Source organism: Allobosea lupini, assembly GCF_900109525.1.
GTDB lineage: Bacteria > Pseudomonadota > Alphaproteobacteria > Rhizobiales > Beijerinckiaceae > Allobosea > Allobosea lupini.
Genome location: NZ_FOAN01000006.1, coordinates 1 through 24,846, shown reverse-complemented (window position 1 = coordinate 24,846; position 24,846 = coordinate 1). Strand labels below are relative to the sequence as shown.

The 24,846-nt window shown below is 66.1% G+C and carries 24 protein-coding genes and 1 pseudogene; 6 read left to right on the top strand and 19 right to left on the bottom strand.

The features are described 5' to 3' along the window. Positions 1-56 precede the first annotated feature (56 nt). Together BMZ21_RS17935 and BMZ21_RS17930 are read right to left on the bottom strand one after the other, a co-directional pair. Positions 57-824, bottom strand: a complete 768-nt coding sequence (locus tag BMZ21_RS17935) for a sugar phosphate isomerase/epimerase family protein (protein ID WP_091838268.1) — start codon at positions 822-824, stop codon at positions 57-59. A 47-nt stretch (positions 825-871) separates the two neighbouring features. Then, a complete protein-coding gene (locus BMZ21_RS17930; RefSeq protein ID WP_244543896.1) occupies positions 872-1,549 on the bottom strand; it encodes a GntR family transcriptional regulator in 678 nt (225 codons plus the stop codon). Between the two features lie 325 nt (positions 1,550-1,874). Between BMZ21_RS17930 and BMZ21_RS17925 the strand changes: the two genes are divergently transcribed. The 3 genes from BMZ21_RS17925 to hpaI are packed head-to-tail and all read left to right on the top strand — an operon-like array spanning position 1,875 to position 4,363. Then, positions 1,875-2,768 (top strand): dioxygenase family protein, encoded by an 894-nt coding sequence (locus tag BMZ21_RS17925; RefSeq protein ID WP_091837221.1) that lies wholly within the window; start codon positions 1,875-1,877, stop codon positions 2,766-2,768. 35 nt (positions 2,769-2,803) lie between these two features. Continuing rightward, a complete protein-coding gene (hpaH, locus tag BMZ21_RS17920) occupies positions 2,804-3,586 on the top strand; it encodes a 2-oxo-hept-4-ene-1,7-dioate hydratase (protein ID WP_091837219.1) in 783 nt (260 codons plus the stop codon). A gap of 9 nt (positions 3,587-3,595) precedes the next feature. Beyond that, a complete protein-coding gene (gene hpaI, locus BMZ21_RS17915) occupies positions 3,596-4,363 on the top strand; it encodes a 4-hydroxy-2-oxoheptanedioate aldolase (protein ID WP_091837216.1) in 768 nt (255 codons plus the stop codon). 120 nt (positions 4,364-4,483) lie between these two features. On the opposite strand, the gene BMZ21_RS17910 is transcribed toward hpaI, so the two are convergent. The 11 genes and pseudogenes from BMZ21_RS17910 to BMZ21_RS17860 all read right to left on the bottom strand — a co-directional run bounded on the left by BMZ21_RS17910 (position 4,484) and on the right by BMZ21_RS17860 (position 15,516). Next, positions 4,484-6,274, bottom strand: coding sequence for a thiamine pyrophosphate-binding protein (locus BMZ21_RS17910; protein WP_091837214.1), 1,791 nt, complete (start codon positions 6,272-6,274; stop codon positions 4,484-4,486). Between the two features lie 157 nt (positions 6,275-6,431). Beyond that, positions 6,432-7,016, bottom strand: a complete 585-nt coding sequence (locus BMZ21_RS17905; RefSeq protein ID WP_091837212.1) for a hypothetical protein — start codon at positions 7,014-7,016, stop codon at positions 6,432-6,434. 2 nt (positions 7,017-7,018) lie between these two features. Next, positions 7,019-7,618, bottom strand: a complete 600-nt coding sequence (locus tag BMZ21_RS17900; protein ID WP_091837210.1) for a glutathione S-transferase N-terminal domain-containing protein — start codon at positions 7,616-7,618, stop codon at positions 7,019-7,021. Positions 7,619-7,625: 7 nt separating this feature from the next. Continuing rightward, positions 7,626-8,396, bottom strand: a complete 771-nt coding sequence (locus tag BMZ21_RS17895; protein WP_091837207.1) for a creatininase family protein — start codon at positions 8,394-8,396, stop codon at positions 7,626-7,628. 10 nt (positions 8,397-8,406) lie between these two features. Continuing rightward, a complete protein-coding gene (locus BMZ21_RS17890) occupies positions 8,407-9,462 on the bottom strand; it encodes an ABC transporter substrate-binding protein (protein WP_158673385.1) in 1,056 nt (351 codons plus the stop codon). A 75-nt stretch (positions 9,463-9,537) separates the two neighbouring features. After that, the gene (locus BMZ21_RS17885) at positions 9,538-10,608 is read right to left on the bottom strand and encodes an ABC transporter ATP-binding protein (protein WP_091838266.1); all 1,071 of its coding nucleotides are present in this window, start codon (positions 10,606-10,608) and stop codon (positions 9,538-9,540) included. A 22-nt stretch (positions 10,609-10,630) separates the two neighbouring features. Beyond that, positions 10,631-11,425: an ABC transporter permease gene (locus tag BMZ21_RS17880; protein WP_091837202.1), complete on the bottom strand. Its 795-nt coding sequence runs from the start codon at positions 11,423-11,425 to the stop codon at positions 10,631-10,633. Next, positions 11,425-12,279 carry an ABC transporter permease gene (locus BMZ21_RS17875; protein ID WP_208862315.1) on the bottom strand — a complete coding sequence of 285 codons (855 nt, stop codon included), beginning with the start codon at positions 12,277-12,279 and terminating at the stop codon, positions 11,425-11,427. Before BMZ21_RS17875 ends, BMZ21_RS17880 begins: the two co-directional genes overlap by 1 nt. A 104-nt stretch (positions 12,280-12,383) precedes the next feature. Further along, positions 12,384-13,433 carry an ABC transporter substrate-binding protein gene (locus BMZ21_RS17870; protein WP_091837199.1) on the bottom strand — a complete coding sequence of 350 codons (1,050 nt, stop codon included), beginning with the start codon at positions 13,431-13,433 and terminating at the stop codon, positions 12,384-12,386. 147 nt (positions 13,434-13,580) lie between these two features. Continuing rightward, positions 13,581-14,907: pseudogene (locus tag BMZ21_RS17865) on the bottom strand (amidase). Between the two features lie 105 nt (positions 14,908-15,012). After that, the gene (locus tag BMZ21_RS17860; protein ID WP_091837196.1) at positions 15,013-15,516 is read right to left on the bottom strand and encodes an Lrp/AsnC family transcriptional regulator; all 504 of its coding nucleotides are present in this window, start codon (positions 15,514-15,516) and stop codon (positions 15,013-15,015) included. A gap of 133 nt (positions 15,517-15,649) precedes the next feature. Here BMZ21_RS17860 and BMZ21_RS17855 point away from each other — a divergent pair, with 133 nt between their 5' ends. Genes BMZ21_RS17855 through BMZ21_RS17845 form a run of 3 tightly spaced genes read left to right on the top strand, consistent with a single transcriptional unit; the run spans position 15,650 to position 19,113 of the window. Next, positions 15,650-16,846, top strand: a complete 1,197-nt coding sequence (locus BMZ21_RS17855; RefSeq protein WP_091837193.1) for a M14 family metallopeptidase — start codon at positions 15,650-15,652, stop codon at positions 16,844-16,846. Positions 16,847-16,850: 4 nt separating this feature from the next. Further along, positions 16,851-18,059, top strand: coding sequence for an aminotransferase-like domain-containing protein (locus BMZ21_RS17850; RefSeq protein WP_091837191.1), 1,209 nt, complete (start codon positions 16,851-16,853; stop codon positions 18,057-18,059). Between the two features lie 4 nt (positions 18,060-18,063). After that, complete coding sequence (locus BMZ21_RS17845) at positions 18,064-19,113, top strand: threonine aldolase family protein (protein ID WP_091837189.1); 1,050 nt, start codon at positions 18,064-18,066, stop codon at positions 19,111-19,113. 29 nt (positions 19,114-19,142) lie between these two features. On the opposite strand, the gene BMZ21_RS17840 is transcribed toward BMZ21_RS17845, so the two are convergent. From BMZ21_RS17840 to BMZ21_RS17815, 6 genes are all read right to left on the bottom strand, one after another. Beyond that, complete coding sequence (locus BMZ21_RS17840) at positions 19,143-20,198, bottom strand: threonine aldolase family protein (protein ID WP_091837187.1); 1,056 nt, start codon at positions 20,196-20,198, stop codon at positions 19,143-19,145. Then, on the bottom strand, positions 20,195-20,986 hold the full coding sequence (gene dapB, locus BMZ21_RS17835; protein ID WP_091837184.1) for a 4-hydroxy-tetrahydrodipicolinate reductase: 792 nt from the start codon (positions 20,984-20,986) through the stop codon (positions 20,195-20,197). Before dapB ends, BMZ21_RS17840 begins: the two co-directional genes overlap by 4 nt. A gap of 10 nt (positions 20,987-20,996) precedes the next feature. Then, positions 20,997-22,316 (bottom strand): NAD(P)/FAD-dependent oxidoreductase, encoded by a 1,320-nt coding sequence (locus BMZ21_RS17830; RefSeq protein WP_091837182.1) that lies wholly within the window; start codon positions 22,314-22,316, stop codon positions 20,997-20,999. Next, positions 22,313-23,236, bottom strand: a complete 924-nt coding sequence (locus BMZ21_RS17825; protein WP_091837179.1) for a 2-hydroxyacid dehydrogenase — start codon at positions 23,234-23,236, stop codon at positions 22,313-22,315. The genes BMZ21_RS17830 and BMZ21_RS17825 overlap by 4 nt, the downstream gene beginning before the upstream one ends. 41 nt (positions 23,237-23,277) lie before the next feature. Then, on the bottom strand, positions 23,278-24,048 hold the full coding sequence (locus BMZ21_RS17820) for an SDR family NAD(P)-dependent oxidoreductase (RefSeq protein ID WP_091837177.1): 771 nt from the start codon (positions 24,046-24,048) through the stop codon (positions 23,278-23,280). A gap of 378 nt (positions 24,049-24,426) precedes the next feature. Further along, positions 24,427-24,846 (bottom strand): alpha/beta fold hydrolase (locus BMZ21_RS17815; RefSeq protein WP_143079731.1); only part of this gene is annotated, 420 nt, incomplete at its 5' end.

Here is a 24,846-nt window from a genome sequence, read left to right as displayed (position 1 = left end):
GATCTTCTGAAGGATCAGTCCGGTGATGTCAGTGAGCGCCGCGCAGGGCGGACGGGTTACGCGGCGGACCTTCTCGTGTGGAGTATCCTCGTTGTCGCGTCGAAGAGCGCCCGCAGATGAACCTCGCCGGGTTCAGCACCTTTCGGCACTTCGACCGAGATCACGGCGTCCTGTGGAATGACGCCGAGGAGGTCGCCGAGCGGCAAAGCTCCGAACCCCGGGAGCAGCCGCCCGCCGCGCGCCTCGGCAATCAGAGCTGCAGTGTCCTCGGGACGCTCGGCCTGTGCATCGCAAAGCTGAACGCTTCGGATCATGCTCGGCGGCAGCCTGATCAAATCGCCCGGGCTGCCGCCCGAACGCGCCAAATGCAGCGCATCGACGAGCACGCCGACATTCGTCATTCTTGTCGCGGCGACAGCCCTGACCGCGGTCTCGAGCGTCCCGATCTGCCGCCACGGCATGATCTCGAGATCGACTGCCATGCCGACAGCGGCCGTCAATTCTGCCAAGGCCGAGAGGTTCGCGACGAAGCGCCCATTGTCCGGATCATCACCGCAGACGCTCAATCGGCGTGCACCGAGCTCCGCCGCAGAATCCAAGACGGCGGAGAGATTCGTCGGAGAGAATGCGCCGTCGACCACGACGAACTCGATGTCATAGACGCCGATCCCGGCCTGCCGAAGGGCGGTCTTGGTTTGACGCATCTCGGCACTGCCCGGGGCCAGCGTATAGAACGGCGCTCCCGAGAAGGCGGGGTGGAGCCGCAGGCCGACGGAGGCGTATCCGACCTGCCCAGCCAAATCGACGAAATCGGCCGGACGCATCTCGATGCAAGAGAAATGCGCGATACCCAGGGGCGGCGAGGTTCGGCTCACGGCGCTATCCTGTCCGAGAGATGTGCGGCCAGATTGCTCCCCGTCCGATGGATATGCTCCCGCAGGCGTTCGCAGGCGAAATCGGCGTCGCGCGCCACCGCGCCCTGCGCAATCTCGCTGTGCTCCACGCTGACATTGCGATCGCCGGATGTGCGAACGAGAAAGCTGCGGCGATAGCGGTCGTTGAGATTGAGAAGGGTTCGGCAGAAGCCGAGCAGGAGCGGCATCTGGCAGCCGGCGAGCAAGGTGAGATGGAATTCCCGATGCAGCGCCTCCCAGCGCTCGAGCGTCGCCGGATCCGCCGGGTTTCGTTCAGCGGTGTTCAGCCTGTGGAGGGCTCTCATCACGTCGCCCTCCCACTCGGGAGGGGCAACCGACGTCGCCTGGCGCAAGGCCAGCGTCTCGAATTCTTCCCGTAGCCTCGTGATCTCGCGAAGATCGGTGACCGACACCGGCGCGACGCGATAGCCGCGATTGTCCTCGAAGATGACCAGACCATCCGGGATGAGACGGGCCAGAGCCTCCCGCAGCGGACTGAGGGATACCGCGAAAATCTCGCGGGCCCGGTCGAGATTGATCTTGGCGCCGGCCTCGAGCTGGCCCGAAACGATCGCTTCGCGCAGGCGCTCGACCAGCTGGCTCGCGATGGTGTTCTTGCCGTCGTCGACAAACACGCTCTGCCAAGCCCCGGCGCCATCCACTCCAGCGTTCAGCACGGCCGCAGCGCGAGCCTCCGACACTGTTCTTTTGGGAGCGCCGTCAGCGGTCACTGCGGGAGCCTCTCGCGTCATGTCACTCGGCAGGTCTTAAATAAACGATTATCCTAAGTCAACTCTACCTCGTTCTGATCTATAATCCTGAACGAGAGTACGGTATTTCAATATGATGGCAAGAATTCTGACGCAGGCCGCCGGCTGCTTGAGCGCCAAGGATTGACAAATCATCGATTATTTTTGATAAGCCGCAGCCGCCTGCAAAAAATGCCAGGGGAGGTGAGGCATGCTTATCGAGCGACAGCAGGACGTCACGCCGGCCGTGCTGGAGGTGATGAAGCGAACGCAGGATCCGCGGGTGCGCGAGATCATGGTTTCGCTGGTGACGCATCTGCACGGCTTCATCCGCGACGTCCGCCTCACCGAGGCCGAATTCCGTGACGCGACGGCGATCCTGAACGAGATCGGCGCGCTCGCATCCGACACCCACAACGAATTCGTCCTGATGTCCGGCTCGCTCGGCGTGTCCTCTCTCGTCTGCCTGCTCAACAATGGCGATGGCGGCAACACGGAGACGTCGCAGTCCCTTCTGGGTCCGTTCTGGCGGCTGAATTCGCCGCGGGTGGCCAATGGCGGCACGATCGTCAGATCGGACACGCCCGGGCACCCCTTGTTCGTCAATGCCCGCGTCGTCGATGGGGCAGGCCGCCCGATCGCGGGCGCCGAGGTCGACGTCTGGCACGCCTCGCCAGTCGGGCTCTACGAGAACCAGGATCCCGAGCAGGCCGAGATGAACCTGCGCGGCAAGTTCACGACCGACGCCGATGGCCGCTTCTGGTTCAGCTCGGTGATGATGGTCGGTTATCCCATTCCGACGGACGGGGTGGTCGGCCGCCTTCTGAAAGCACAGGACCGCCATCCGATGCGGCCGGCGCATCTGCATGCGCTGATCTTCAAGCCGGGCTTCAAGGTGCTGATCTCGCAGGTCTACGACTCCAACGATCCCCACATCGGGTCGGACGTCCAGTTCGGCGTGACCAAGGCGCTGCTCGGCGATTTCGTCCGCCATGACGAGCCCCACCCTGTCGAGCCCGGCGTGAGCGCTCCCTGGTATTCGCTCGACTACACCTACGTCATGGAGCCGGGCGAAGCGGTGCTGCCCCGGCCGCCGATCAAGTAAACCCTATCGTTCGAAGTCCGGAAGGAAGCGCTGCCGTGTTGACCGACGAAGACCACCGCAAGGCCGCCGAAGCCATCCTGAAGGCCGAACGCGAGCGGGTGCCATGCCCCCAGCTTTCAAAGACATTTCCCGGGATGGAGATCGCTGACGCCTATCGCGTGCAGGATCTCTGGGCCGAAGCGCGGATCGCCAATGGCGCCCGGCTCGCCGGCCACAAGATCGGCCTGACCTCGCGCGCCATGCAGATGGCCTCCAAGATCACCGAACCCGATTACGGCCGCATCCTCGACGACGCGCTCTACAATGATGGCGCCCGGATCAAGGCCGACAGCTTCATCAAGCCCCGGCTCGAGGTCGAACTCGCCTTCATCATGGGCGAAGACCTTTCCGGCCCGGCCTGCCGGGTCCACGACGTGATGCGCGCGACCGAATTCGTCGTTCCGGCGCTGGAGATCATCGACTACCGCACCGAGGTTCCGCGAGCCATCGTCGACACCATCGCCGACAACGCCGCCTTCGGCGCCATCGTCCTCGGCGGCCGCACGATCCGCCCCTTCGACGTCGACGTGCGCTGGATCGGCGCGACGCTCTCGCAGAACGGCATCATCGAGGAATCAGGCGTCTCGGCAGCCATCATGGGCCATCCCGCCGCGGGCATCGCCTGGCTGGTCAACAAGCTGCACGACGTCGGAGCAGGATTGAAGAAGGGCCAGATCGTGCTCGGCGGCTCCTTCACCCGGCCGGTCGACATCAAGACGGGCGACGTCATCCATGCCGATTACGGTCCGCTCGGCGCCATCGGCGTGTCGTTCATCTGAGGCGCTGCCGTGAACCTGCCGGAAAACCGCTTCAAGCGCGCCCTGCGCGAAGGCCGCCAGCAGATCGGCCTGTGGTGCAGCCTGCCGGGCAGCTATGCCGCGGAAGCCGTGGCCGGCTCGGGCTATGACTGGCTGCTCTTCGACACAGAGCACTCCCCCGGCGATCCGCTGACGGTCCTAGGCCAACTCCAGGCCGTCACGCCTTATGACGTCTCGGCCGTGGTCAGGCCCGCGAGCAATGACACCGTCCTGATCAAGCGCTTCCTTGACCTTGGCGCACAGACCCTGCTGATCCCCTATGTGCAGAACGCCGACGAAGCGCGCGCCGCCGTCGCGGCGATGCGTTATGCGCCTGACGGTGTTCGCGGCGTCTCCGGCCTGACCCGGGCAACGCGCTTCGGCCGGGTTGCCGGCTATGCCAGAAAGGCCGCGGAGGAGCTCTGCCTGCTCGTGCAGGTCGAGACCGACGAAGCGCTCGATCGGCTCGAGGAGATCGCCTCGGTCGAGGGCGTCGATGGTGTGTTCATCGGGCCGGCGGACCTCGCCGCGAGCCTGGGCCATGTCGGCGAGCCCGGACATCCAAATGTTGTCGCTGCCGTCGAGGACGCGATCCGCCGGATGCACACCATTGGGAAGCCTGCAGGCATCCTGACACCGGACACGGCCTTCGCCCAGCGCTGCATCGAGATCGGCACCCTCTTCACCGCCGTCGCGATCGACGTCGGCATCCTGGCACGCGGCACCGAGGCCGTAGCGCGCCAGTTCAAACCGAGCTGACAGCTCGGATTCCGAAACCAAGCTGGTGAGAATCCCAAGGGTGCAACCGCAAGGTAACCGGCGCACCGAGATGATGGCCGAGAAGACTCGTCTCGATGCCATCCCCCAGATGATGAAGGGTCAGTGTCCAACGAGAGCTTCGGCCTCGATGGCTTCGGGATCCTCGCCAACTTTCTGTAGCCACGAGAACACCGGCGGGAGCCGATCTGCAATCGACTCGACGACGATGTCGATGAAGACCGGCTCCTGCAGGGCAAAGGCTTCCGCGAAAGCCTGCTCGAGCTCATCGGCGGTTTCGACGCGGTAGCCGCGGATTCCATAGACCTGCGCCAGGCGGCTCATGTCGTAGCGACCGAAATCGACCCCGAAGGTCGGATCATTGGTCTGCGCAGTTTGCAGCGCATCTTGCTTTCTCTCGGCCGCGTGGTGTCGGTCCGTCACACGCTGAAGGGCCTTGATCCAGCCGAAGCAGGCATTGTTGAAATGCAGCATGACGACAGGCACCTGAAGACGCGACAGCGTTTCAAGCTCGCCCGCCGACATGCCGAGCGATCCGTCACCGAACAGGGCGACGGGCCTCACGGCGGGAGCCGCGAGCCAGGCGCCGACCGCCGCCGGAATGGCATAGCCGAGGCCGCCGAAGAAGCGCGGGATGACGAGCTTCGACACCGCGTCGCGCTGGCGCAGATAGCGCGTGGCATAGGGCGTGGGCGTACCTGCATCCGAGACGACGTGGGACGGCGTCGGCAGATGCCGGTTCAGGGTCTCGATGATCCGCTCGGGCCGAAGCGGCGTGGCGTTGTCCTGAAGGCGCCCGGAGAGCACGGTCCAGAACTGCTCCCGCCGCTCGTTGATCTGGCCGATCCACCGGGCGGTCCTGCCGGCGCCGGATGTCGGCGCACGTGCCAGGAGCGCTTCGACCACGGCCTTCGCGTCGCCGGCCAACGGAAAATCGATGGGATAGGTGTTGCCCATGATTTCGGGGTCGACATCGATCTGGATGATGCGCGTCTCGCCCGCCGGGTCCGGCCAGCGCCAGTTCATGGTCGCGACCGATCCCATGCGGCAGCCGACATAGATCGCAAGGTCGGCCCGGCCGAGCGCCCAGAGCGCGTGCGGGTGGAAGCCGTTGTCCCCGATGATGCCGATGCCGAGGCGATGATCGTCCCGGATCACGCCCTGACCCGTAATTGTCGTCACGACGGGAATGCCGAGCTTCTCGGCCAGCGCGACGATCGCCTCGCCGGCCTGGGATCGATTGGCGCCGCCGCCGGCGACGATCAGGGGCCGCTCCGCCGCCAGGATTGCATCGAACGCCGCCGCGATCTCCGCATCGGCGGGGCGGGTGCGAAAGGCCGGAGCGCGCGAGCATGAGGCCTCGACATGGAGCGAGACGCCGCTCGCAGGCACGTCCTCGTAGAGAACGTTCTCAGGCAGAGCCAGCACGACGGCGCCGGGGCAGCCGGCCGTCGCCTGCCTGAAAGCCCGCCGCATAAGCTCCGGCAGCTTGCCGACATGACCCAGCGTTTCCGTGTGCTTCGCGATCGGCGCGAACAGCGCCTCGACCGGCAGTTCCGTCAGCGTCCCGCGGCCAACGCCGGGTTGGGGGATGTCGTTGACCAGCAGGATCAGCGGAACCGACGACCTGTTCGCCTCCGCCACACCCGGCAGCCCGTACATTGCGCCCGCACCGCTGGGAACCTCGGCGAGACCGGGCTTGCCCGAGATGCGCGCATAGCAGTCGGCCATGAAGACAGCCGAGCGCTCGTCGCGGCAGACGATGTGGCGCGGCGCGCCGGGCGTGTTGCGGAGTGCTTCGTAGAACGCGACGTTGGTGTCGCCGGGAACGCCGAAGATCACCTCGACTCCGTAGTCACGCAGCATCGAAACCAGGGCGGTGGCACCGTTCATCTGCTTGCTCCTTGCTCTGGCGTGCAAGGTGCGGAAAGCCGGTGACGACGCCTACCGTCACAACGCCGCCAGAACGGCCTTCGTCCGGCGAAATCTCCAAGCAAGTCAACAGAACGACGGGCGCTCCGGACCGTCGCCCTGAGCCACCTGGGGAAGGCTATACCGCGTCATATGAGAAGCGGCCGCCGCGATCGCAGGAGGGGAAGCGATAGAGATAAAGCACCCGCGTCTCTTCTTCAGGGTCGGAGTCGAGCTGGTATGGCGTCCTGTTCGGCACGAAGAACCAGTCGCCCGGGCCGAAGCGGACACCGTTGCAAACCAGCGATCCTGACAGCACGACGCGCAGCGCACCGCCAGACTCTTCCTCCGAGACCAGCGGCTGCATTTTGCGTGCGAGGCGGGATCCGGGAGGGAACGAGATCATGACGGGCCTGAACGGCAGCATGTCGACGGGCAATTGCCATTTCTCGATCTTGCTGGGATGGGGCGACCCCACCGCCAGCGCCTGCCGCGCGCTTTCGCTGGCTGCATCCTTCGAGCTCGCGAAGCCCGGCGTGAAACCCGCTTCTGCCAGCTCGGCGCGGTTGAAGGCCTCCCGGACCAGGCCGGCCGCCACGAGCTGGGCCTTGGTATGGCGGGTGCCGGCCGGTGCGGGCTGGCCGCGCTCGGCGGCGGAACGCCGCAGAACCTCCAGCTCCTCCGCCGACAGCTCGTAGATCTTATCCTCGGCTTCAAGCCACATTCTCAACCCCTGGAAGCTATGGTTGCCGTGAAGGCCGGGGTCGCCTGCGCGAACGCCGCGAACCAGGCGAGCAGCGCCGGATGGTCGCCGCGCCACTCCAGCGGCTGGCGCCGGTCGAGCTGGTTCAGCATGCAGGCGACGGTGATCGTTCCGGCATCGACGAGCAGGTGCGGCGGAGCGCGGTTGAGCGCGGAGAGGCCGCGCCGGATTTTGCCGCGCTGGCGTTCCAGCCAGGCCGGGCTTCGCTCGGCCTCGGGGCGGCGTTCTTCGTAGAGCACGAGCAGCGAGGCATCGAGGATGCCGTCGGCGAGGGCCTGCAAAGTCAGGCAGGCCAGCCGCTCGTCCCAGTCGGCCGGCAGGATGCGTCCGCCACCGGCGAGATGGTCGAGATGTTCGAGGATGACACGGCTATCGTAGATGCGACGGCCATCGTCGAGGATCATGACCGGCATCTTGCCGAGCGGGTTGTCCTGCCGCAGCGGGTCAGCGGGGTCCAGCGTGCCGGCCGCGACGAATTCGATCCGGTCGATAAGACCGAGATGATGCGCCGCGACCTGAACCTTGCGACCGAATGGCGATGTCAGCGAACAGCGCAGCAGCATGGCGGTCTCAGGCGGCCATCGACCACAGGACGGGCTCAGCCAATCGCTCCGCGAGCCGGCGCGGAAGCGCCTCGAGCAGCGCCTCGCCCGTTTCTCGGGTTGCAGCCTCGGGGCGACCGAGCACGCCGGAACCCGTGCTGGCTGCCATGCTGCGCCAGCGATAGAGGCCGGCCGACGCAGCGCTTTCCACGGAATCGGATGCATCGAGGCCCGACACGATGCGGTCATGTGCGACAAGCTCAGGGCGCAGCGCCATCATCAGCGAGGTTTCGGCCTCGCAGGCATGCCCGACATTGGATTGGCTTTTCAGGAGCGGTTTGACGACCTCCGCGGCGGCCAGCCAGTAGGTCAGCTGGACCAGCGCGGCGCCGAGATCGGGAGAAAGGTCGCGCGCGATGGCGCGCAGCGGCGCCTCGTTGCCGCCATGGGCGTTGAACAGCACGATCCGGCGGAAGCCCTGGCGTGTGAGCGATCGGCAGATGTCGCCGACCACCGCGGTCATCGCGGCCTGGGACAGGGTGATCGTGCCGCCAAGGCTCATGTGATGCTCGGAGACGCCGGCCCAGAGCATGGGGAGCACCGTGACAGCTATGCCTTGTTGGTCCAGCAAACGCGCCGTCCGCAGCGCGACCTCCTCACCGAGCAATGCGTCGACCTCGACCGGGAGGTGCGGTCCATGCTGTTCCAGCGCACCGATCGGGACGATCGCGATCGGATCGCGCTTTGCGAGGGCGTTCAGTTCCTCGGCACGCATGCGCCGCCATTCGACTTCAGCCATCGTACCGCTCTCAGGTCAGCAGCCATTCGCGGAAGCGCTGCGTCAGTTCGTCGACGCGCGAGTCCCACCAGGCCGGGTTGATGAAGAGGTTGTTGCGATCGGCGAGGTCGGGAATCCATTTTCGGATCGCCGGATCGACCTTCTGGAGTGCATCGACATAGCAGGGCGCGGTGGTCGCGAGATTGGACAGCCTGACCTGCACGTCCGGGCGGCACATATAGGCGCAGAACTGCATCGCGGCATCCTTGCGCCTGGTGCCCTTCACGATGCCGGCCCAGCCGACGCCCATGATGTTCTGCCGGAAGGAATAGCCCATCGGCACGCCCGCTTCCTGCATCGTCTTGACGCGGATCGTATAGGTATAGGTGAAATCGAGCTCGTTTCGCTGGATCAGCGACACCGTCTGCTCGGTGGCACCGATCCACTGCACGACATGGGGCTTGATCCTGTCGAGGGATTTGAAGGCGCGCTCGACATCGCAGGGATAGACCTCGGAGGCCGGAACGCCATCGGCCATCAGCGCGATCTCGAGGATGTCGCCGACGCGGTTTCGCAAGCCTCGGCGGCCGGGCAGCGCCTTGACATCCCAGAAATCCTTCCAGTCGCGCGGCACCTTGTCTCCGAGCCTGTCGGTCGGAAAGGCGATGCCGCCCGAATAGATGCTGGCGGCCACGGCGTAGTCGTGCCGCGTCTCGGGGATGCTGCCCTCGCGGTTGACGATGCCGTCGTCGATCCGCTCGACGAGCCCGAGCCGGGCGGCAGCGGGAACCCAGCCGTCGAGGAGGTCGGTCACGTCGATCTCGACGTCGCCGGTGCGGACCTGCGCCCTGATCTTCGAGATGTCGGGTGCCGGCGTGGTCAGGATCTCGATGCCGGTTTCCTGGGTGAAGGGGGTGTAGATCGCGCGTTGCTTGGCATCGCCCATCGCGCCGCCGGAATTGCCGACGACGAGTCGCGTGGCGCCGAACGCGCGGCCGGGGATGATGACGGCCGGTGCCGCGAGAGCGGCGGCCGCGCCTTTCAGGAGGGTGCGACGGTCGAGTGCGCTCGATTTGAAGGCTGGCATGTGGGCGGGCCTTTCCAAGCTCGAGGATGGGGCCCGGCATCCCGCAGAGCGCCGGTTTGGGCCAGGCATCGATGATCAGTTTTCGAGGAAGCGCCCCGTCTCCGGAGGCCAGGAAACCTGCACGCGCAGGCCGGGCTCCAGCCGCGTCGTCGAGGGGTCGGTGAGTTCCTGGATGGCCAGCGTCGCGCCGTTGTCGAGGGTGACGAAATGCTTCGAGGTCGCGCCGGTGACGAGCGTATTGTCGAGATGGCCGTGCAGGACGTTGTGCCCCGCCGTCACCTGACCGTTTTGCACGAGACGCAGGGCTTCCGGACGGAGCAGCAGCTTGCCCACGGTTCCGACCGGTGCGGCGCTGTGCAGGCGGACACGGCAGCTCTCGCTTGCGGAAAGGCGCAGGAGGGCCGGCTCGCCGGTCTCGGCAACCGTTGCGTCGAGCAGGGTCGAGGCACCGATGAAGTCCGCCGCGAACTGGGTGCGCGGCGCGAAATAGAGCTGGTCCGGCGTGCCGATCTGCTCGACCCGGCGGGCATTCATCAACATGATCCGGTCGGACATGTTGAGCGCCTCCTCCTGATCGTGCGTCACATAGAGCATGGTGATGCCGAGCTCCTTGTGGATGCGCCGGATCTCGAGCTGCATCTGCTCGCGCAGCTTCTTGTCGAGGGCGCCGAGCGGCTCGTCCATGAGGATGAGATCCGGTTTGTAGACGATGCAGCGCGCGATCGAGATGCGCTGCTGCTGCCCGCCCGACAGCTCCTTCGGCTTGCGATCACCGACATGCGGAAGCCGGACGAGATCCAGCACCTCGGCGACCCGTCGCCGGATCTCGGCCCGTGGCACCTTGCGGATCTCCAGGGGGAACGCGATGTTCTCGGACACCGTCATGTGCGGCATCAGCGCGTAGTTCTGGAAGACCATGCCGAGGCCGCGCTTCTCGGCTGGCACCTCGGTGACGTCGCGACCATTGATCACGATGCGGCCGCGCGTCGGCGACGCCATTCCCGCGATCAGGTTGAGCAGCGTCGTCTTGCCCGAGCCCGATGGCCCGAGCAGCGTCAGGAACTCGCCCGTCGGGACCGACAGCTCGGTGTCGTGCAGGGCGACGACGGAGCCGTAATCCTTGCGCAGGCCGCTGATCTCGATCATCGCGGCTTTGGCTCCGCTGCTGTCAGTCACTGCGCGCTTCCTTCTGAACGGTGGCGACGATCACGCAGACGACGATCGAGAGCGCCGTCAGCATCGTCGAGATCGCGGCCAGGACCGGCGAGACCTCGAACTGGATCGACGAGAACATCTTGATCGGCAGCGTGGTGTCGCCAGCTCTGGCGACGAACCAAGAAATCACCACCTCGTCGAAGGAGATCAGGAAGGCGAACAGGCCGCTCGCGATGATCGAGGGCGTGAGCAGGGGCAGCGTCACGCGTCGCAGCACGGTGAGGCGCGAGGCGCCCATGACGGTCGCCGCGCGTTCCAGCGCCGGGTCGATATGGCGCAAGCCGGCGCTCGCGGTGACGACAACAAAGGGCAGGGTCGCGATGGCGTGGGCGAAGACGAGGCGCAACTCGCCGTTCGTCAGCCTGATCTCGGTGAAATAGATGTAGAGCGCCAGCGCGACGGCGACATGCGGCACCATCACCGGGCTGAGGAGAAACAGCGCGAGGATCTTCCGACCCGGGAAGCTGCCGCGCGTCAGGGCGTAGGCGGCCGGGATGCCGAGGAAGAGTGCGAGCAGCGTCGACCAGATCGCGACGCGGAAGCTCAGCCAGGTCGATGCGACCCAGCCCTCCTCGGCAAAGAAGCGCCTGAACAAATTCAGTGAGAACCCCGTCGGCGGGAAAACGATCTGATTGGACGAGCCGAAGGAAATCACGGCGGTGATGAGGCTCGGCAGGAGCAGAAAGGCCAGGATGACCGTGACCACGGCGCCCAAGGCGATGCGCCAGCCGCTGATGCGCGTTTCCATCAGTGGCCCTCCTCCGAGAGGATCGAGGAGCCGCCCCTGACCTTCGACAGCAGCATGGCGGCGAGCGCGGCGGCGGCGACCAGCAGCACCGCGACCGCGGAGGCCATCGGCCAGTTCAGCGCCTCGCGGGTGTAGAAGTCGACGAGATTGGCGAACATCATGTCCTGCCGCCCGCCGAGCAGGGCCGGGATGATGTAGAAGCCGAGGCTCAGGATGAAGACGAGCAGCGCTCCGGCCATGACGCCGGGCAGGCTCAGCGGCAAGGTGACACGCAGGAAGATCCTGAGCTTTCCCGCGCCCATGATCGCAGCCGCCTTGGCGAGCTCCAGCGGCTGGCTGCGCAGGCTGGTCAGGATCGGGAAGACGAAGAACGGGATGAGGAAATGGCTCATGCCGACCATCACGCCGAAGCGGTTGAACAGCATCTTCACAGGCGCGATGCCGAACGCGCCGAGCATCTGGTTAATGATTCCGGACTGGCCGAGCAGCACCATGAAGGAGAAGCTCTTGACCAGCGAACTCGTCCAGAACGGCACGAGGACGAGTATCATGTAGAGAGCCCGCCGACGCGGCGACTGCTTCGCCAGGAAATAGGCGATCGGATAGGCCAGCAGCAGCGAGAAGACGGTCGCGCTGATGCTGACCTCGAGCGTCGTATAAGCGACGCGGAGGAACAGCGGGGTCGTGAAGATCTTGGCGTAGGCCTGGATCGTCAGCCCGCCGCCGTTCTCCTGCTGCAGGCTCTGATGCAGGACGCTGAAGAGCGGCAGAGCGAAGAGCAGCGCCATGAACAATGCCGCCGGCATCGCATAGGCTGCGTCGCGGACGTGCGCGTTTGTCGTGCGAATTTGCATGTCAGCACCCCGACCTGTCACCTGCCGTGCCGGCAGCGTAAGCGGTTCGCGAGGAGATCCGCTACGCTCCGGACGGCCATCTCAAGGGCATCGGACCCTGTCGGTCAGGTCAGCAGCCATTCCTTGAAGCGGGTGTTGAGCTCCTCGATCCGGCTGTCCCACCAGGCGGCGTTGACGAAGAGATTATCGGGGTCGGCGATGTTCGGGAGCCATTTCCGGGTCGCGGGATCGACCTTGGCAAGGGCGTCGGCATAGGTCGGCGCGTCGCCCGACAGGTTGGAGAGCTCAACCTGCCGGTCCTTGTCCATGGTGAAGGCGAGGAAGCGCATCGCCGCATCGCGGTTCCGTGTGCCCTTCAGCGCGCCGATCCAGCCGATGCCGAGGATATTCTGCTTGAAGGAATAGTCGATCGGAACGTTGACCGCCTGCAGGTCCTTCACGCGCGTTGTGTAGGTGTAGGTGAAGTCCGTCTCGTTGCCCTGGATGAGGGCAACCGTCTGAGCGGTCTGGGCGATCCAGTGGGAGACGGCGGGCTTGATCCGCTCCAGCGCCTTGAAAGCCCGTTCGACGTCGCAGGGATAGACCTGGGAAGCGGGCACCCCGTCGCCCATCAAGGCGATTTCCAGCGTGTCCGTCACCCGGTTACGCAGGCCGCGCCGGCCCGGAAATCCCTTCGCATCCCAGAATTCCGGCCAGGTCTTCGGCGCCTTGCCGCCCAGCCGGTTGGTCGGAAAGGCGATGCCGGCGGCATAGACGGTGCCGCCGACGGCATAGTCGTGCTTGGACTGCGGAATGGCGTCGGCGCGATTGACGATGCTCTCGTCGATCTTTTCGAGCAGGCCGAGCCGCGCGGCGGCCGGCACCCAGGCATCGTTGAGATCGGTGATGTCCCATTCGACATCCTTGCGCTCGACCTGCGCCTTGATCTTTGCGAGATCGGGGCCCGAGGCGGTCACGATCTCGATGCCGGTCGCTTTGGTGAAGGGGTCGTAGAGCGCCTTGCGCTTGGCATCGCCCATGGCGCCACCGGAATTCACGATGACGATGCGTTTGCCCTGCGCCCAGCCCGGGCGGATATAGGCCGGGCTGGCGATGGCGGTCGCAGTGAGGCCGCCGATCACGGAACGGCGGGAGAGCGGCTGCAGGTCCGGCATTTGACGATCCCCTGTTTTTTGTTTGATGCCGCAAGGTCTCGCACCGCAGCATCGAAATCCACGGGCTGAATAGTGGGTTTCGGCACAACTTCCGTTGAATCGACGGCTACGACCGTCATATCAACGGTTGATCTTCCATGCGGAGCGTCAGCCCGGTGCGTCGATCACTGGCGAAAGCAGCTCCGCGATCTGCAGAAGGGCGGTATCGTCGAGCCGTCTTGCGGCGAGCGTGACGCCTACCGGCATTCCATGGCGGCCGCAGCCGGCGGGTATGCCGACACAGGGAGCGTGCAGGATCGACCAGTAGCCGTTGAAAACCGAGCTTCCGGTGTTCTCCAGACCCATGGGCGCCTCGCCGGGGGCGCTCGGCGTCAAGACAACATCGAGCGCCTCCCTGAACAGACCATCGAACGAGAGTCGGCACCGATCAGCCACGGCATAGGCCTCGCGCAGGCGGTCTTTCGTCAGCGCACGCCTGTTTTCCGCCTGATCGCGGAGCGGCTCGGCCAGCAGGGACGGCGCTGCCAGCAACTCGGGCTGAAACGACCGGCCGCCCTCGCTGTAGTAGATGTCGAGATACGCCTCGAACAATCCGTCGCAGACGTCCGGCAGAGCGAGGTCTTCCACGACGACGCCGGCCGCCGCGAGCCGCGAGGCGGCGTTGAGCAAGGCTTCCTCTCCGGCCGGCTCGATCCTGGCCCAGGACGGTGTCCGGCAAAGCCCGACGCGCAAGCCGCGAAGCGTTCGAATCCGGGGCGTGTCGTCGGCCAGGAAGCGGAATGCGCTCGCGACCAGATTCAGGTCGGCGACCGAGCGACCGTACCAGCCGACAGTGTCCATCGAGGCGGCATTCATCTTGAGGCCTTCGCGACTGACGGCCCCCCCAGCTCGGCTTGAAAGCGTAGATTCCGGTGAAGGAAGCCGGTCGCAGATGGGACCCGTTCGTCTGCGATCCGAAGGCCAGCGGCACGTGGAAGTCGGCAACGGCCGCTGCGGAGCCTGACGAGGATCCTCCCGGCGTTCGGGCCAGGTCAAAGGGGTTGCGCGTCAGAGCCTTGCGTCCGTTCGCGGCGAACTCCACGGTATCGGTCTTGCCGAGGATCAAGCCGCCGGAACTTCGGACCGTGGCAACGCAAGCCGCATCTCGGCCGGCCCGTGTCGCCGGGTAGATCGGCGAGTTCTGCGTGGTCGGCAGGTCCGCGGTGTCGAAAACATCCTTCACGCCCCATGGCAGGCCATGCAGCGCGTGGCGGGGGGCTGCCTTGTCGCATTCGCGCGCCGCGCGCAGGGCCCGCTCCGGCTCGATGTGCAGCCAGGCACGAACGTCGCGCTCCCGTTCCTCGATGCGTTCGAGGCACGAGCGGAGCAGTTCCTCGCAGCCGAGCCGGCGGGAGCGGATGCTCGCGGAGGCCTGGCTCGCGGTCAGGAAGCAGGGCTCCGTTCCCACCCCTGGACGCGACAGCGTGTCTGCCATGATTTCACATTTCCTATCCTGGAGTCGGACAACCCGATGCGCGGCCGGGATTGTCCGTTGCCCCCGGGTCAGATCGCCAGCTGCCGCAGTCCGCCTGCCGATTCCTCAGCCCAGCTCGCCGCGGCCGAGCGCGGTTGCCTGCTTGGTGGCCAGGGTCTGCGGCTCCGCGTGGCTATGATCGAACACGGTGGAAAGGACCACGATCGAGCGCACGCGCTCGATACCTGCGATCTCGTCGATGCTGTCCAGGACGGGCTGCACGTCTTCCATGTGCGGGACGCGAATACGACAGATTAGCTCCAGATCACCGCTTGTCATCTGGCAGAGGACAACTTCCGGAAATTCCTGCAGCTTCTCGACGACCAGCTTGGCCTTGCGATGGGCGGTCCCGATGAGCACCACGACTTCGACATATTGGTTGAACGGGTCGCGCCGCAGGACGACGGAGTATCCGGCGATCGTGCCGTTCCGCTCCATGCGGGTGATCCGCTCCTGCACCGTCGTTCGTGCGACGCCGAGCTTGCGTGCGAGCGTAGCGACACTCGCACGCGCATTGGTCTGGAGCAGCGCCAGCAGCCGACGGTCGGTAGCGTCGTTGTCTCGTGCCATGAGTTTCTCGTGAACTCGATGGCTCAAAGTAACCCGCTGCAAGCACGCCGAAAAGCCGGCATGTTAAAAATGCCGGATTATCCCGTCGTATCGCCGGAATTTCGGCGAACCCTGTCGAATTGGAGCCTGTCAAATGAAGCGGCCGCGTGATGGATTTTCGGCATCGAAGCTAGGTATTTCCGCTGTCGTGACGGACATCTCTGCCGATCGCATTTTCGGGCTGACCGAAGACCTTCCGACCACCGGTCGGCATGCGGGCTTCGTGAAGATCCCGCATTCCTCGGACCGTTCCGCCTACGGATTCGTGCCCGTGCCGCTGGCCATTGTCGGCGGCGGAGCAGGGCCGACGATGCTCCTCCTGGGCGGCGTCTTCGGCGATGAGGTCGATACGCAGATCGCCGTCGCCCGGCTGCTGCGATTGCTCGATCCGAAAACGATGAACGGGCGCGTTATCGCGATGACGATGGCGAACCTGCCAGCCGCGATGTCCGGCACACGGAATTCGCCGATCGACGGCCGGAATCTGAACAAGTCGTTCCCGGGCGATGTCTTCGGCAGCCCGACCAGCATGATCGCCGAGTATATCGAACGCCATCTGATGTCGCTGTCCGACCTCGTCATCGATCTTCACAGTGACGGGCGCTCTCTCGGCTACCTGCCTTGCGTCACCCTGGTCGATCATCCGGATCCGGACGTCCAGAGCCGGCGGCTCGCCATGGCCCGGGCCTTCGGGGGCGAGAATCTGTTGCGCTTCCGCAGCTTCGAAGATCGAAGCACGTCGGGGGCGGCGCGCCGGGCTGGGGCGACGCGGATCGGTACCGAGATCGGCGGCGCGCAGCCCGTGACCACGATCATGGACGGCATCATGCGGGTGCTCGCATGGGCGGGCATCATAACGCAGCTCATGCCTGCGTCCGGCGATGCGCGGCTGCTCGTCACCCAGCGCGAGGATGACTTCGTCTACGCTTTGGCCGACGGTGTCTTCGAGCCGGCTGTGCAGCTCGGCGACGAGGTCGCGGCCGGCGATCTCGCGGGACACATCCACGACCTGACCCGGCCCTTCGCGGTGCCGATAGCCGTCACCTTCGCCCTGCCCGGCGTCGTGATCTGCACGCGCGGCCGGGGCCATGCGTCGCGCGGCGACTGCCTCGTTCACCTGGCTGCCGACGCAGATGCGGAAGCCCGGGCAGAGCTGGATGCCGCCGCCGATCTGCGCTGGCTGAGCACGCAGGTTGCGCCGCCGGCCAAGCGATCCCGTGGCGGCGCACGCGCTCAGCCTGCCGCCAAGGCCGGCCGAAAGCCGAACAAGACGACCCATCAAGAGGAATAAGGTCATGACGCAGATGCCGGCCTATCGCTGGGCTGATCGAGCCCAGAACACCGTCGCTTCGGCAGCGCCCGCAACGGCGCACGGGAACATCATCCAGCTCGGCGGCGGCTACGGCTTTCCCGACGAATTGCCGGATATCGTCACCGAAGCGATCGAGGCCGGCAATGCCCGAGAGGAAACCCTGCAATACGGCCCGCTCTATGGGCTCGACGACCTGCGCGACGCAATCGTCGAATATCTGCGCGATGACGGGATCGCGGCCACTCGCGAGAACATCCTGATCGTCAACGGCGCCAAGCACGGGCTCGATCTCGCCTGCCGCGTCTTCCTCGAGCAGGGCGATGCGGTGATCGTGGCGGCTCCCAGCTACCTCACGGCGATCTCGATCCTGAAGGCTGCCGAAGCGACCTTCATCTCCGTGCCGATGGATGACGCGGGAATGCAGACGCAGGTCCTCGAGGAGATCCTGCTGGCTCGCCGCGAGAACGGCCTCGCCATGCCGAAATTCCTCTTCGACATCCCCGATTTCCACAATCCCAGCGGCATCACCATGTCGGCCGATCGCCGCAGGAAGCTGGTGGAGCTGGCCGAGGCGTTCGATTTCATCATCATCGAGGACGACCCCTATCGCCGCATCCGTTTCGAGGGCGAGCCAGTTCCGCCGATCAAGACCTTCGACACCGCTGGCCGCGTCATTGGCCTGGGAACGGTCTCGAAAATCCTGGCGCCGGGCTTGCGTATCGGCTGGGTCAATGCCGATCCGGCGATCGTCCGGCGCATGGCGGCGCACAAATCCGACCACGGCACCAGTCCCTTGCTGCAGCGGATCGTCGCGCAGCTCTTTCGCAACGGAAAGGTCGCGCATCACATCGAGACGCTGTCGCATGTCCTGCGGGAGCATCGCGACGCCATGGTCGAGGCGATCGGCCGCGAGCTGCCCGGCGCGAAGGTTCGCAAGCCCAATGGCGGCTATTTCCTTTGGGTGGAGCTGCCCGAGGGGGTGGATGCGGATGAACTCGTCCGCCGGGCGGGCAAGGAGGGCGTCGCGATCTTCACCGGCAAGCTCTGCTTCGCCGAGGAGCCTCCGGGCCAGTTCCTCCGGCTGGCCTACAGCTTCAGCACGCCCCGGCAGATCACCGAAGGTGTGAAGCGCATCGGGCGTGTCTATGCCGCCATGCGCGCCAGTGCCGAGGAGACGCGCGTTTCAGCGTGAGGCGATGGACATCCGCATCGATCTCGGCAGCGACACGGCGACCAGGCCAAGCAAGGCCATGCTCGCCTTCATGATGGGCTGCCCCGTCGGCGACGATCAGAAGCAGGAAGACCCCACGGTCAACCGGCTGCAGGACCGTGTCGCCACGCTTGTCGGCATGGACGCGGCCCTGTTCCTGCCGTCGGCGACGATGGCCAACGAGATCGCGCTGAAGGTTCATACGCGGCCGGGCGACGAGGTGATCGTCGAAGCGGATGCTCATTTCGTCACTGCGGAAGCTGGCGGCCCGGCTTTTCTCTCCGGCGTGATGATGTCTCGCCTGGGCGGCAAGCGGGGCATCTTCGATGCCGCGCAGGTCGAACAGGCGATCCGTCCCGACGGTCCGCACTATCCGCGGACGAGCCTTGTCTGCGTCGAGCAGACGACCAATCTGGGCGGCGGCGCCGTCTGGCCGCAACAACGGCTTCGCGAGGTCGTCGCCATGGCTCGGCAATACGGGCTCGCGACGCATATGGACGGGGCCCGGCTGATCAACGCCGCGGTCGCCTCGGGGATTCCCGCGCATCGCCATGCGCAGGATTTCGATTCCGTCACGCTCTGCCTGAGCAAGGGGCTAGGCTGCCCGGTCGGCGCCCTGCTGGCGGGTAGCAAGGACTTCATCGGGGAAGCGCGCCGCTACAAGCATCTCTTCGGCGGCGCCATGCGCCAGGCCGGCATCATCGCGGGCGCGGGGCTCTTCGCGCTCGACAACAATGTCGAAAGACTGGCCGAGGATCACGAGAATGCGCGACTGCTGGCGCGCCTGCTGTCGGAGCTTCCCGGCATCGCGATCGATCCCGCCGAGGTCGAGACCAACATCGTCTTCTTCGACGTCGCCGCGACCGGCATGACGGGGCAGGACCTTGCCGATGCGCTATGCCTGCGCGGTACGAGGGTCGGCGCGCGCTGGCGCGGAACGACGATCCGGGCTGTCACCCATTGCGATGTCGGCCGCGCCGACATCGAGACAGCCGCTCGCCAGATCCGCGAGATCGTTGTCGAGCGGGCGGCGTAGCGCGCGTCTGGCCATGGCCGTCGCGGAGTTCAGGCCGAGGCGCGGGCGAAGGCCGGAGCCAGCGCGCCCCTGACCCGCTCGATCGACTGCTCATTGTCGCGGAAGGACATCACCAGGCGATGCCGCGTCGGGTGCCGGTGATCCCAGGCCCGGAACCGGACGCCCGATCTCTCCAGCAGCGCCGTGACGTGCGGGTCGATGTCGGCGAAGATCTGGTTGGTCTCGACCGGATGGCTCAGACGGACTCCCGGAACCCTTGCGAGGAGCGCAGCGACGGCTCTCGCCATATCGTTGGCGTGCCGCGCATTTCGTAGCCAGAGCCCATCTGCGAGAAAGGCGTGCAGCTGGGCAGAGACATAGCGCATCTTGGACGTCAGCAGCCCGGCTCGCTTCTGCCGGTAGGCGAGATCGCGGGCGAGCGCCAGGTCGAAGACGATCACGGCCTCGGCATTCATGGTCCCGTTCTTGGTGGTGCCGAGGCTCAGCACGTCGATGCCGGCCCGCCAGCTCATCGCGGCCGGCCTCGCCCCCAGGGCGACGAGTGCATTGGTGAAACGTGCGCCGTCCATATGCACGCGCAGACCGCGCGCATGGGCGGTTTCCGACAAGGCCTCGAGTTCGGCGAGCGTATAGAGCGTGCCGAACTCCGTCGCCTGGGTCAGCGACAGGGACGAGCAAGCGAGATGGTGACGGCTCGGCCGCATGCGCTCGTCCAGTACGCGGCGCAGGTCATCGGCTGCGATCTTGCCGTTGCTGCCGGGGATTCCGACCAGTCGCGAGCCGCCCGCATAGAATTCCGGCGCGCCGCCTTCGGTCGTGAGGATATGTGCCGCTTCATGGCAGATCGTCTCGCCATAGGGCGGGGTGATGGCCGCGAGGCCGAGCGCGTTGGCGGCGGTCCCCGTCGCAGCGGAAAAGACGAAGGCTTCGTGCTCGAACACCTCCGAGAAGGCGGCATTCAGCCGCCCGCTATGGATGTCGTCGCCATAGGCGACCGCGATCCCGTCGTCCGCACGCCGGATCGCGTCCATGACCTGGGGGCTGACACCGGCCTGATTGTCGGAGCCGAAGAGGATCTCGGTCATTGGCGGTCGTGCTCCCGGGCTGGGCGCAGGTCCAGCATCTCGTCGATGCCGTACAACCCTGGCGGCCTGCCGACCAGCCAGGCCGCGGCGCGCATGGCTCCTGCAGCAAAGATATTGCGATCGAAGGCACGATGCGACAGCGTGATCTGCTCGCCGAGCGCGGTGAAGCTCAACGAATGCTCGCCGACGATCTGGCCACCCCGCAAGGATGCGAAGCCGATGGCGCCGGTCGCACGCGCGCCGCAATGGCCGTCGCGACCGCTCTCCATGACTGCAGCGAGCGTGGTGCCGCGACCCTCCGCGACCGCCTGGCCCAGCAGCAGCGCGCTGCCCGACGGGGCATCGACCTTCTGGCGATGGTGCATCTCGACGATCTCGGCGTCGTAGGTCTCCGCAGGAAGGATCGCCGCGAGCTGGCGTGCCACGGTCATCAGGAGATTGATGCCGAGCCCGAAATGAGCCGCCTGCAGGACGGCGATGCGGTGCGAGGCCGCCTCCACCTGCAGCTGCTGTTCCGGCGAGATTCCGGTCGTTCCCAGAACCCACGCCGCCCGCCCGGTGGACAGGATCCTCGCGTGCTCGGCCACCGCATCGGCATGGGTAAAGTCGATCACGACATCGCTCTGCCCGGCCAGATCGGGCAGGCCCAGAGCCGGAATGTCGTTTCGATAGGCGCGAGCGGACGCCGGATTCAGCGTCCCGCCGATGACGTCGTGACCCGCGGCCCGCGCTTGCGCGACCAGTTCCTGGCCCATCCTGCCGGCGATCCCGAGAATTCCGACGCGCATTTGCGATCCCTTATCGTCTTTCCAGGCTCGCCGCACTCCGCGGCCAGAAGCCGTTGAATCGCCGGGGTGAGTAGGGCTCCAGATTCCATTGGCCAGCCCTGCCCAGAAGCAGGTCGCGAACGATCTGAGCCGTCATCGGCGCGCTGGCCATGCCGACATGCCCGTGACCATAGGCGTGGAGAATATCGGGACTGGCGCTGGACGGGCCGATGACCGGTAGCCCATCCGGCGTCGAGGGGCGGTGCCCCATCCAGCGCTGGAGCCGATCCTCCGCCAGCGTCTCCGGCAGCCCGGGGTATGAGCGTTTCAGATGGGCCTGGACGATGTCTGCGCGGCGCCAGTCCGGCGGCGCGCCTATGCTGCAGAGTTCGACCTGACCGGCCCCGCGGACACCGGCGGCAACCGGTGTCGTGCCGATCCGGCTGTCGCTGGTCTGGACCGGCAGCGTCGGCATCGCCTCGGGCGCAGCGACGACGACATGGTAACCTCTTTCGCTCTCCAGCGAGACGCGGTCGCCGGCCTTCCGTGCGAGGTCGCGGGACTGGATGCCGGTGCAGATCACCGCCCTGTCGGCTGGCACGAGGCCGGAATCGGTCAGAACGGCAGCGAGCCGCCCCTGCCGGAGGTCGAACCCGCTCGCTCGTGCCCGGATGCGCCGGGCGCCGAGACGGATCGCATGGTCCGCCAGGGCGCTGACGTAGGCACCCGGATCCAGGCAATGTCCGGTCGCGCCGACCAGAACACCGAAGGCGTATCGCGGTGAGAGCGCCGGAACGGCCCGCCGCAGCGCATCGCCTTGCAGCTCGGTCCATGACACGCCGTTGTCGCGGCGCAGCCGCCAGGCCAAGGCTTCGGCCTCGAAGTCGGCGCGTGTCGGATAGGCGTAGACGGCACCGCTCCTGCAGACCAGCTCAGGCACGCCGGCGGCGGCGGCGAGCTCGGCATGCATGGCGGGCCCTGGCTCCAGCAGTGGTCGCAAGGCACGCGCCGTCGCCTCGACGCGCGAAGTCGTCGCTCCGGCATAGAGGAAGCGCAACAGCCAGGGCAGCAGGCGAGGCAATGCAGTCCAGCGGATGGTCAGAGGTCCGAGCGGATCGGTCAGCATGCCAGGCACCTTGCGCCATAGCCCCGGCATCGACATGGGCACGACCGATGCAGGACTGAACCAGCCTGCATTGCCATAGCTGGCGGCCTGCTGGCCGCCCGGTTCGGCGGCCTCGATCAGACGAACCTCGAAACCTGCCTGCTGCAAGGCGATCGCCGTGGTGACGCCGATGATGCCGGCCCCGATGACGGCGACGGACGTCTGCGTCTGCGCAGGCAGGCTCATGCCGAGCGCTGCAGCGGCGACTGGATTGCTTCGACGATACCCATGACCAGGCGCACCTGATTGATGGTCGAGGCCTCGGTCCAGAAGCCGCAATGCGCGGTCAGCGTCACATTCGGTGCCGTGCGCAGGGGATGATGCTCCGGCAGGGGCTCGGTCTCGAAGACGTCGAGGGCGGCATGGCCGATCTGGCCGCTTTCCAGCGCGCCGACCAGAGCCGCCTCGTCCAGCAATGCTCCGCGCGCTGTGTTGACCAGCAGGACGCCGCGCTTCATCGCGGCGATCCTGTCGGCATCGAGAAAGCCGCGTGTATCGTCGTTCAACGCCAGATGCAGGCTGATCACGTCGGAGGTGGCGAGAAGTTCGTCCAGCGAGACGCTGGCGGCATGTGCGTCGGCAATGGGCGAGCGGTTCCAGGCAACGACGTCGAGGCCGATGCCGGCGCAGATTCGTGCCATTTCGCGGCCGATGCCGCCGAGCCCGATCAAGCCGATCCGTCGGCCGCGCAGCTCGATGCCCTGCAGCTTTGTCCAGCCACCGCCACGGATGATGTGGTGCTGCGGCGCGATCTGGCGCGCTGCGCCGAGCATGAGCCCGGCGGCGAGCTCGGCCACGGTCGTGTCGCCGTAGTTCCGGATGGTATGGACCTCGATGCCCATCTGGCCGGCGAGCGCCAAATCAAGAATGCTGGCCGCGCCTGTTCCGAAATAGACGAAATGGCGCAGGTCGGTGCAGCGCGAGAGAACCTCTTGCGGAATCTTCGTGTGATCGTCGATGCAGATGTCGTAGCCATCGAGCATCCCAGGCAGGTCCTCGACGGAGAACGGCTCGGTGTTGACGTCGACCTCTATGTCGAAATCGGCGAGCGCGGTGCGCCACAATGCGATCTGGTTGGGCCCGCAATCGATATATTTCGCACGCATGCTTTCGTCCTTCGTGGTTCGGCGCTGATCACGAGGCGTGCTCAACCGAGCGTCAGGCCGCCATCGATAGGCAGCAGCGCGCCGGTGATCTGGCGAGCTTCTGCAGACAGCAGGAACTGGATCGCCGCCGCGACTTCCTCAGTCTCATTGAGCCGGCCGGTCGGGGTCCTGGCCGCTGCTTCGATCCAGCCCTGAGCCGAGAGCGTTCCGGCTTTTCCGGCGTCCTTGCGGGTGAAGCCGGGAACGACCGCGTTGACGGTGATGTCCTGGTTCGCCAGCGACAATGCCAGGCAGCGGACCAGGGTTTCCATCGCTGCCTTGGCGATGGCCGATGCCGGTGCCAGCGTCCGCGGCTCGAATTTGTGAGCGATGAACGAGCTCACGGCGACGATGCGACCGGCCCCGCTTGACGCCAAAGCGGGGAGGGCCGCTGTCGCCAGCTCCAGCAACGCTCCCGGCATCAGAGCGATGCTGCGATCAAGGCCGCCCCGCGTCAGCTCGCCGATCGGCGTCTTGTCGACATGGCCGGCGCAATGGACCAGCTGGTCGAGCCGTCCAAAATGGTCGATGGCCGCCCTGACGGCGAGCTCGCCATGTCCGGCCTCCATCAGGTTGCCGTGCGTGATCAGGCACTGCGCTCCCAGTTCGCGACAGGCTGCGATCACGCCATCGAGGCGCGATCGGCTCTCCGCAGTGCTTCCACCGCTATGCAGGACGATGCCGACCCGAGGAGCAGCAAGGCGCCGCGCCAATGCGGCGCCGATGCCGGAGGCGGCGCCTGTAATCAGTGTGACGCGTGCTATGCCGTCCATGTCGTGACGAGGTGCGCTTGAGATCGGGCCAGGTCTCGGCCCTCAGCGCTAGGTCAGCTCAGTTGCCGTACGGATCACACCCTCAGAATGAGGCGCTCGGCCGGAAAACCCGTCATTCTGGCGGTGGAATCACTCAACTTTGTGCGATCCACCGTCAGCGCCTCCCATTGTCCCGATCCACCTCGGTGCGGCGGTCGCTGCTTTGATGCATAGGTCGCCCAAATGCATGCACACCGACCGCCGAGGGCTCCTGAGTGATTTCGCGGTGCCGCTGCCATGCTGTCGCGTGCCTCCGCGGGTGCGGAGCCGTCAGTCATGGTTCGATCTTGCCAGTTCGACGCTGGGCCGTTTCGAGGACCGCGGCACGTGGCTGGCCGGTTACTTTGCGGCAGACGCCGCCTGCCGAGCGGCCTGGTCGATCACATCGGCCACGACCTTCGGCTGGGTCATGAAGAGTGCATGACTGGCCGAGACCTTCGTGACCTTGGCGCCGATGCGCTTGGCCATGTGGTCGAGCATCGCCTGGTCGAAGGCCTTGTCCTCGCTGGCGATCACAGCCCAGCTCGGCTTGGTCCGCCAGGCGGCGTTCTTCAGCTTGGTGCCGAAGGCGGACAGGTTGATGGGCACCTGCGAGTCCCGCATGAAGGCGACATCCGCATCGGAGACATCGTGAGCGAAGCCGGCCTTGAACTTGGCGCGGTCGACGAAGGCGAAGCCGTCCTGCGTCTTGTCGAGCACGAACTCGGTCGCCGGGGCGAAGCCTTCGTATTGCTGGGCCGTCGTCTCGCCGGCATCCGG

Excerpts from the sequence above, each read along its gene's own strand:
- BMZ21_RS17935 (WP_091838268.1), bottom strand. The coding sequence starts at position 824 with ATGCGTCCGGCCGATTTCGTCGATTTGGCTGGGCAGGTCGGATACGCC.
- BMZ21_RS17925 (WP_091837221.1), top strand. The coding sequence starts at position 1,875 with ATGCTTATCGAGCGACAGCAGGACGTCACGCCGGCCGTGCTGGAGGTG.
- BMZ21_RS17910 (WP_091837214.1), bottom strand. The coding sequence starts at position 6,274 with ATGAACGGTGCCACCGCCCTGGTTTCGATGCTGCGTGACTACGGAGTC.
- BMZ21_RS17905 (WP_091837212.1), bottom strand. The coding sequence starts at position 7,016 with ATGTGGCTTGAAGCCGAGGATAAGATCTACGAGCTGTCGGCGGAGGAG.
- BMZ21_RS17900 (WP_091837210.1), bottom strand. The coding sequence starts at position 7,618 with ATGCTGCTGCGCTGTTCGCTGACATCGCCATTCGGTCGCAAGGTTCAG.
- BMZ21_RS17895 (WP_091837207.1), bottom strand. The coding sequence starts at position 8,396 with ATGGCTGAAGTCGAATGGCGGCGCATGCGTGCCGAGGAACTGAACGCC.
- BMZ21_RS17890 (WP_158673385.1), bottom strand. The coding sequence starts at position 9,462 with ATGCCAGCCTTCAAATCGAGCGCACTCGACCGTCGCACCCTCCTGAAA.
- BMZ21_RS17885 (WP_091838266.1), bottom strand. The coding sequence starts at position 10,608 with ATGATCGAGATCAGCGGCCTGCGCAAGGATTACGGCTCCGTCGTCGCC.
- BMZ21_RS17880 (WP_091837202.1), bottom strand. The coding sequence starts at position 11,425 with ATGGAAACGCGCATCAGCGGCTGGCGCATCGCCTTGGGCGCCGTGGTC.
- BMZ21_RS17875 (WP_208862315.1), bottom strand. The coding sequence starts at position 12,279 with ATGCAAATTCGCACGACAAACGCGCACGTCCGCGACGCAGCCTATGCG.
- BMZ21_RS17870 (WP_091837199.1), bottom strand. The coding sequence starts at position 13,433 with ATGCCGGACCTGCAGCCGCTCTCCCGCCGTTCCGTGATCGGCGGCCTC.
- BMZ21_RS17860 (WP_091837196.1), bottom strand. The coding sequence starts at position 15,516 with ATGGCACGAGACAACGACGCTACCGACCGTCGGCTGCTGGCGCTGCTC.
- BMZ21_RS17855 (WP_091837193.1), top strand. The coding sequence starts at position 15,650 with ATGAAGCGGCCGCGTGATGGATTTTCGGCATCGAAGCTAGGTATTTCC.
- BMZ21_RS17850 (WP_091837191.1), top strand. The coding sequence starts at position 16,851 with ATGACGCAGATGCCGGCCTATCGCTGGGCTGATCGAGCCCAGAACACC.
- BMZ21_RS17845 (WP_091837189.1), top strand. The coding sequence starts at position 18,064 with ATGGACATCCGCATCGATCTCGGCAGCGACACGGCGACCAGGCCAAGC.
- BMZ21_RS17840 (WP_091837187.1), bottom strand. The coding sequence starts at position 20,198 with ATGACCGAGATCCTCTTCGGCTCCGACAATCAGGCCGGTGTCAGCCCC.
- dapB (WP_091837184.1), bottom strand. The coding sequence starts at position 20,986 with ATGCGCGTCGGAATTCTCGGGATCGCCGGCAGGATGGGCCAGGAACTG.
- BMZ21_RS17830 (WP_091837182.1), bottom strand. The coding sequence starts at position 22,316 with ATGAGCCTGCCTGCGCAGACGCAGACGTCCGTCGCCGTCATCGGGGCC.
- BMZ21_RS17825 (WP_091837179.1), bottom strand. The coding sequence starts at position 23,236 with ATGCGTGCGAAATATATCGATTGCGGGCCCAACCAGATCGCATTGTGG.
- BMZ21_RS17820 (WP_091837177.1), bottom strand. The coding sequence starts at position 24,048 with ATGGACGGCATAGCACGCGTCACACTGATTACAGGCGCCGCCTCCGGC.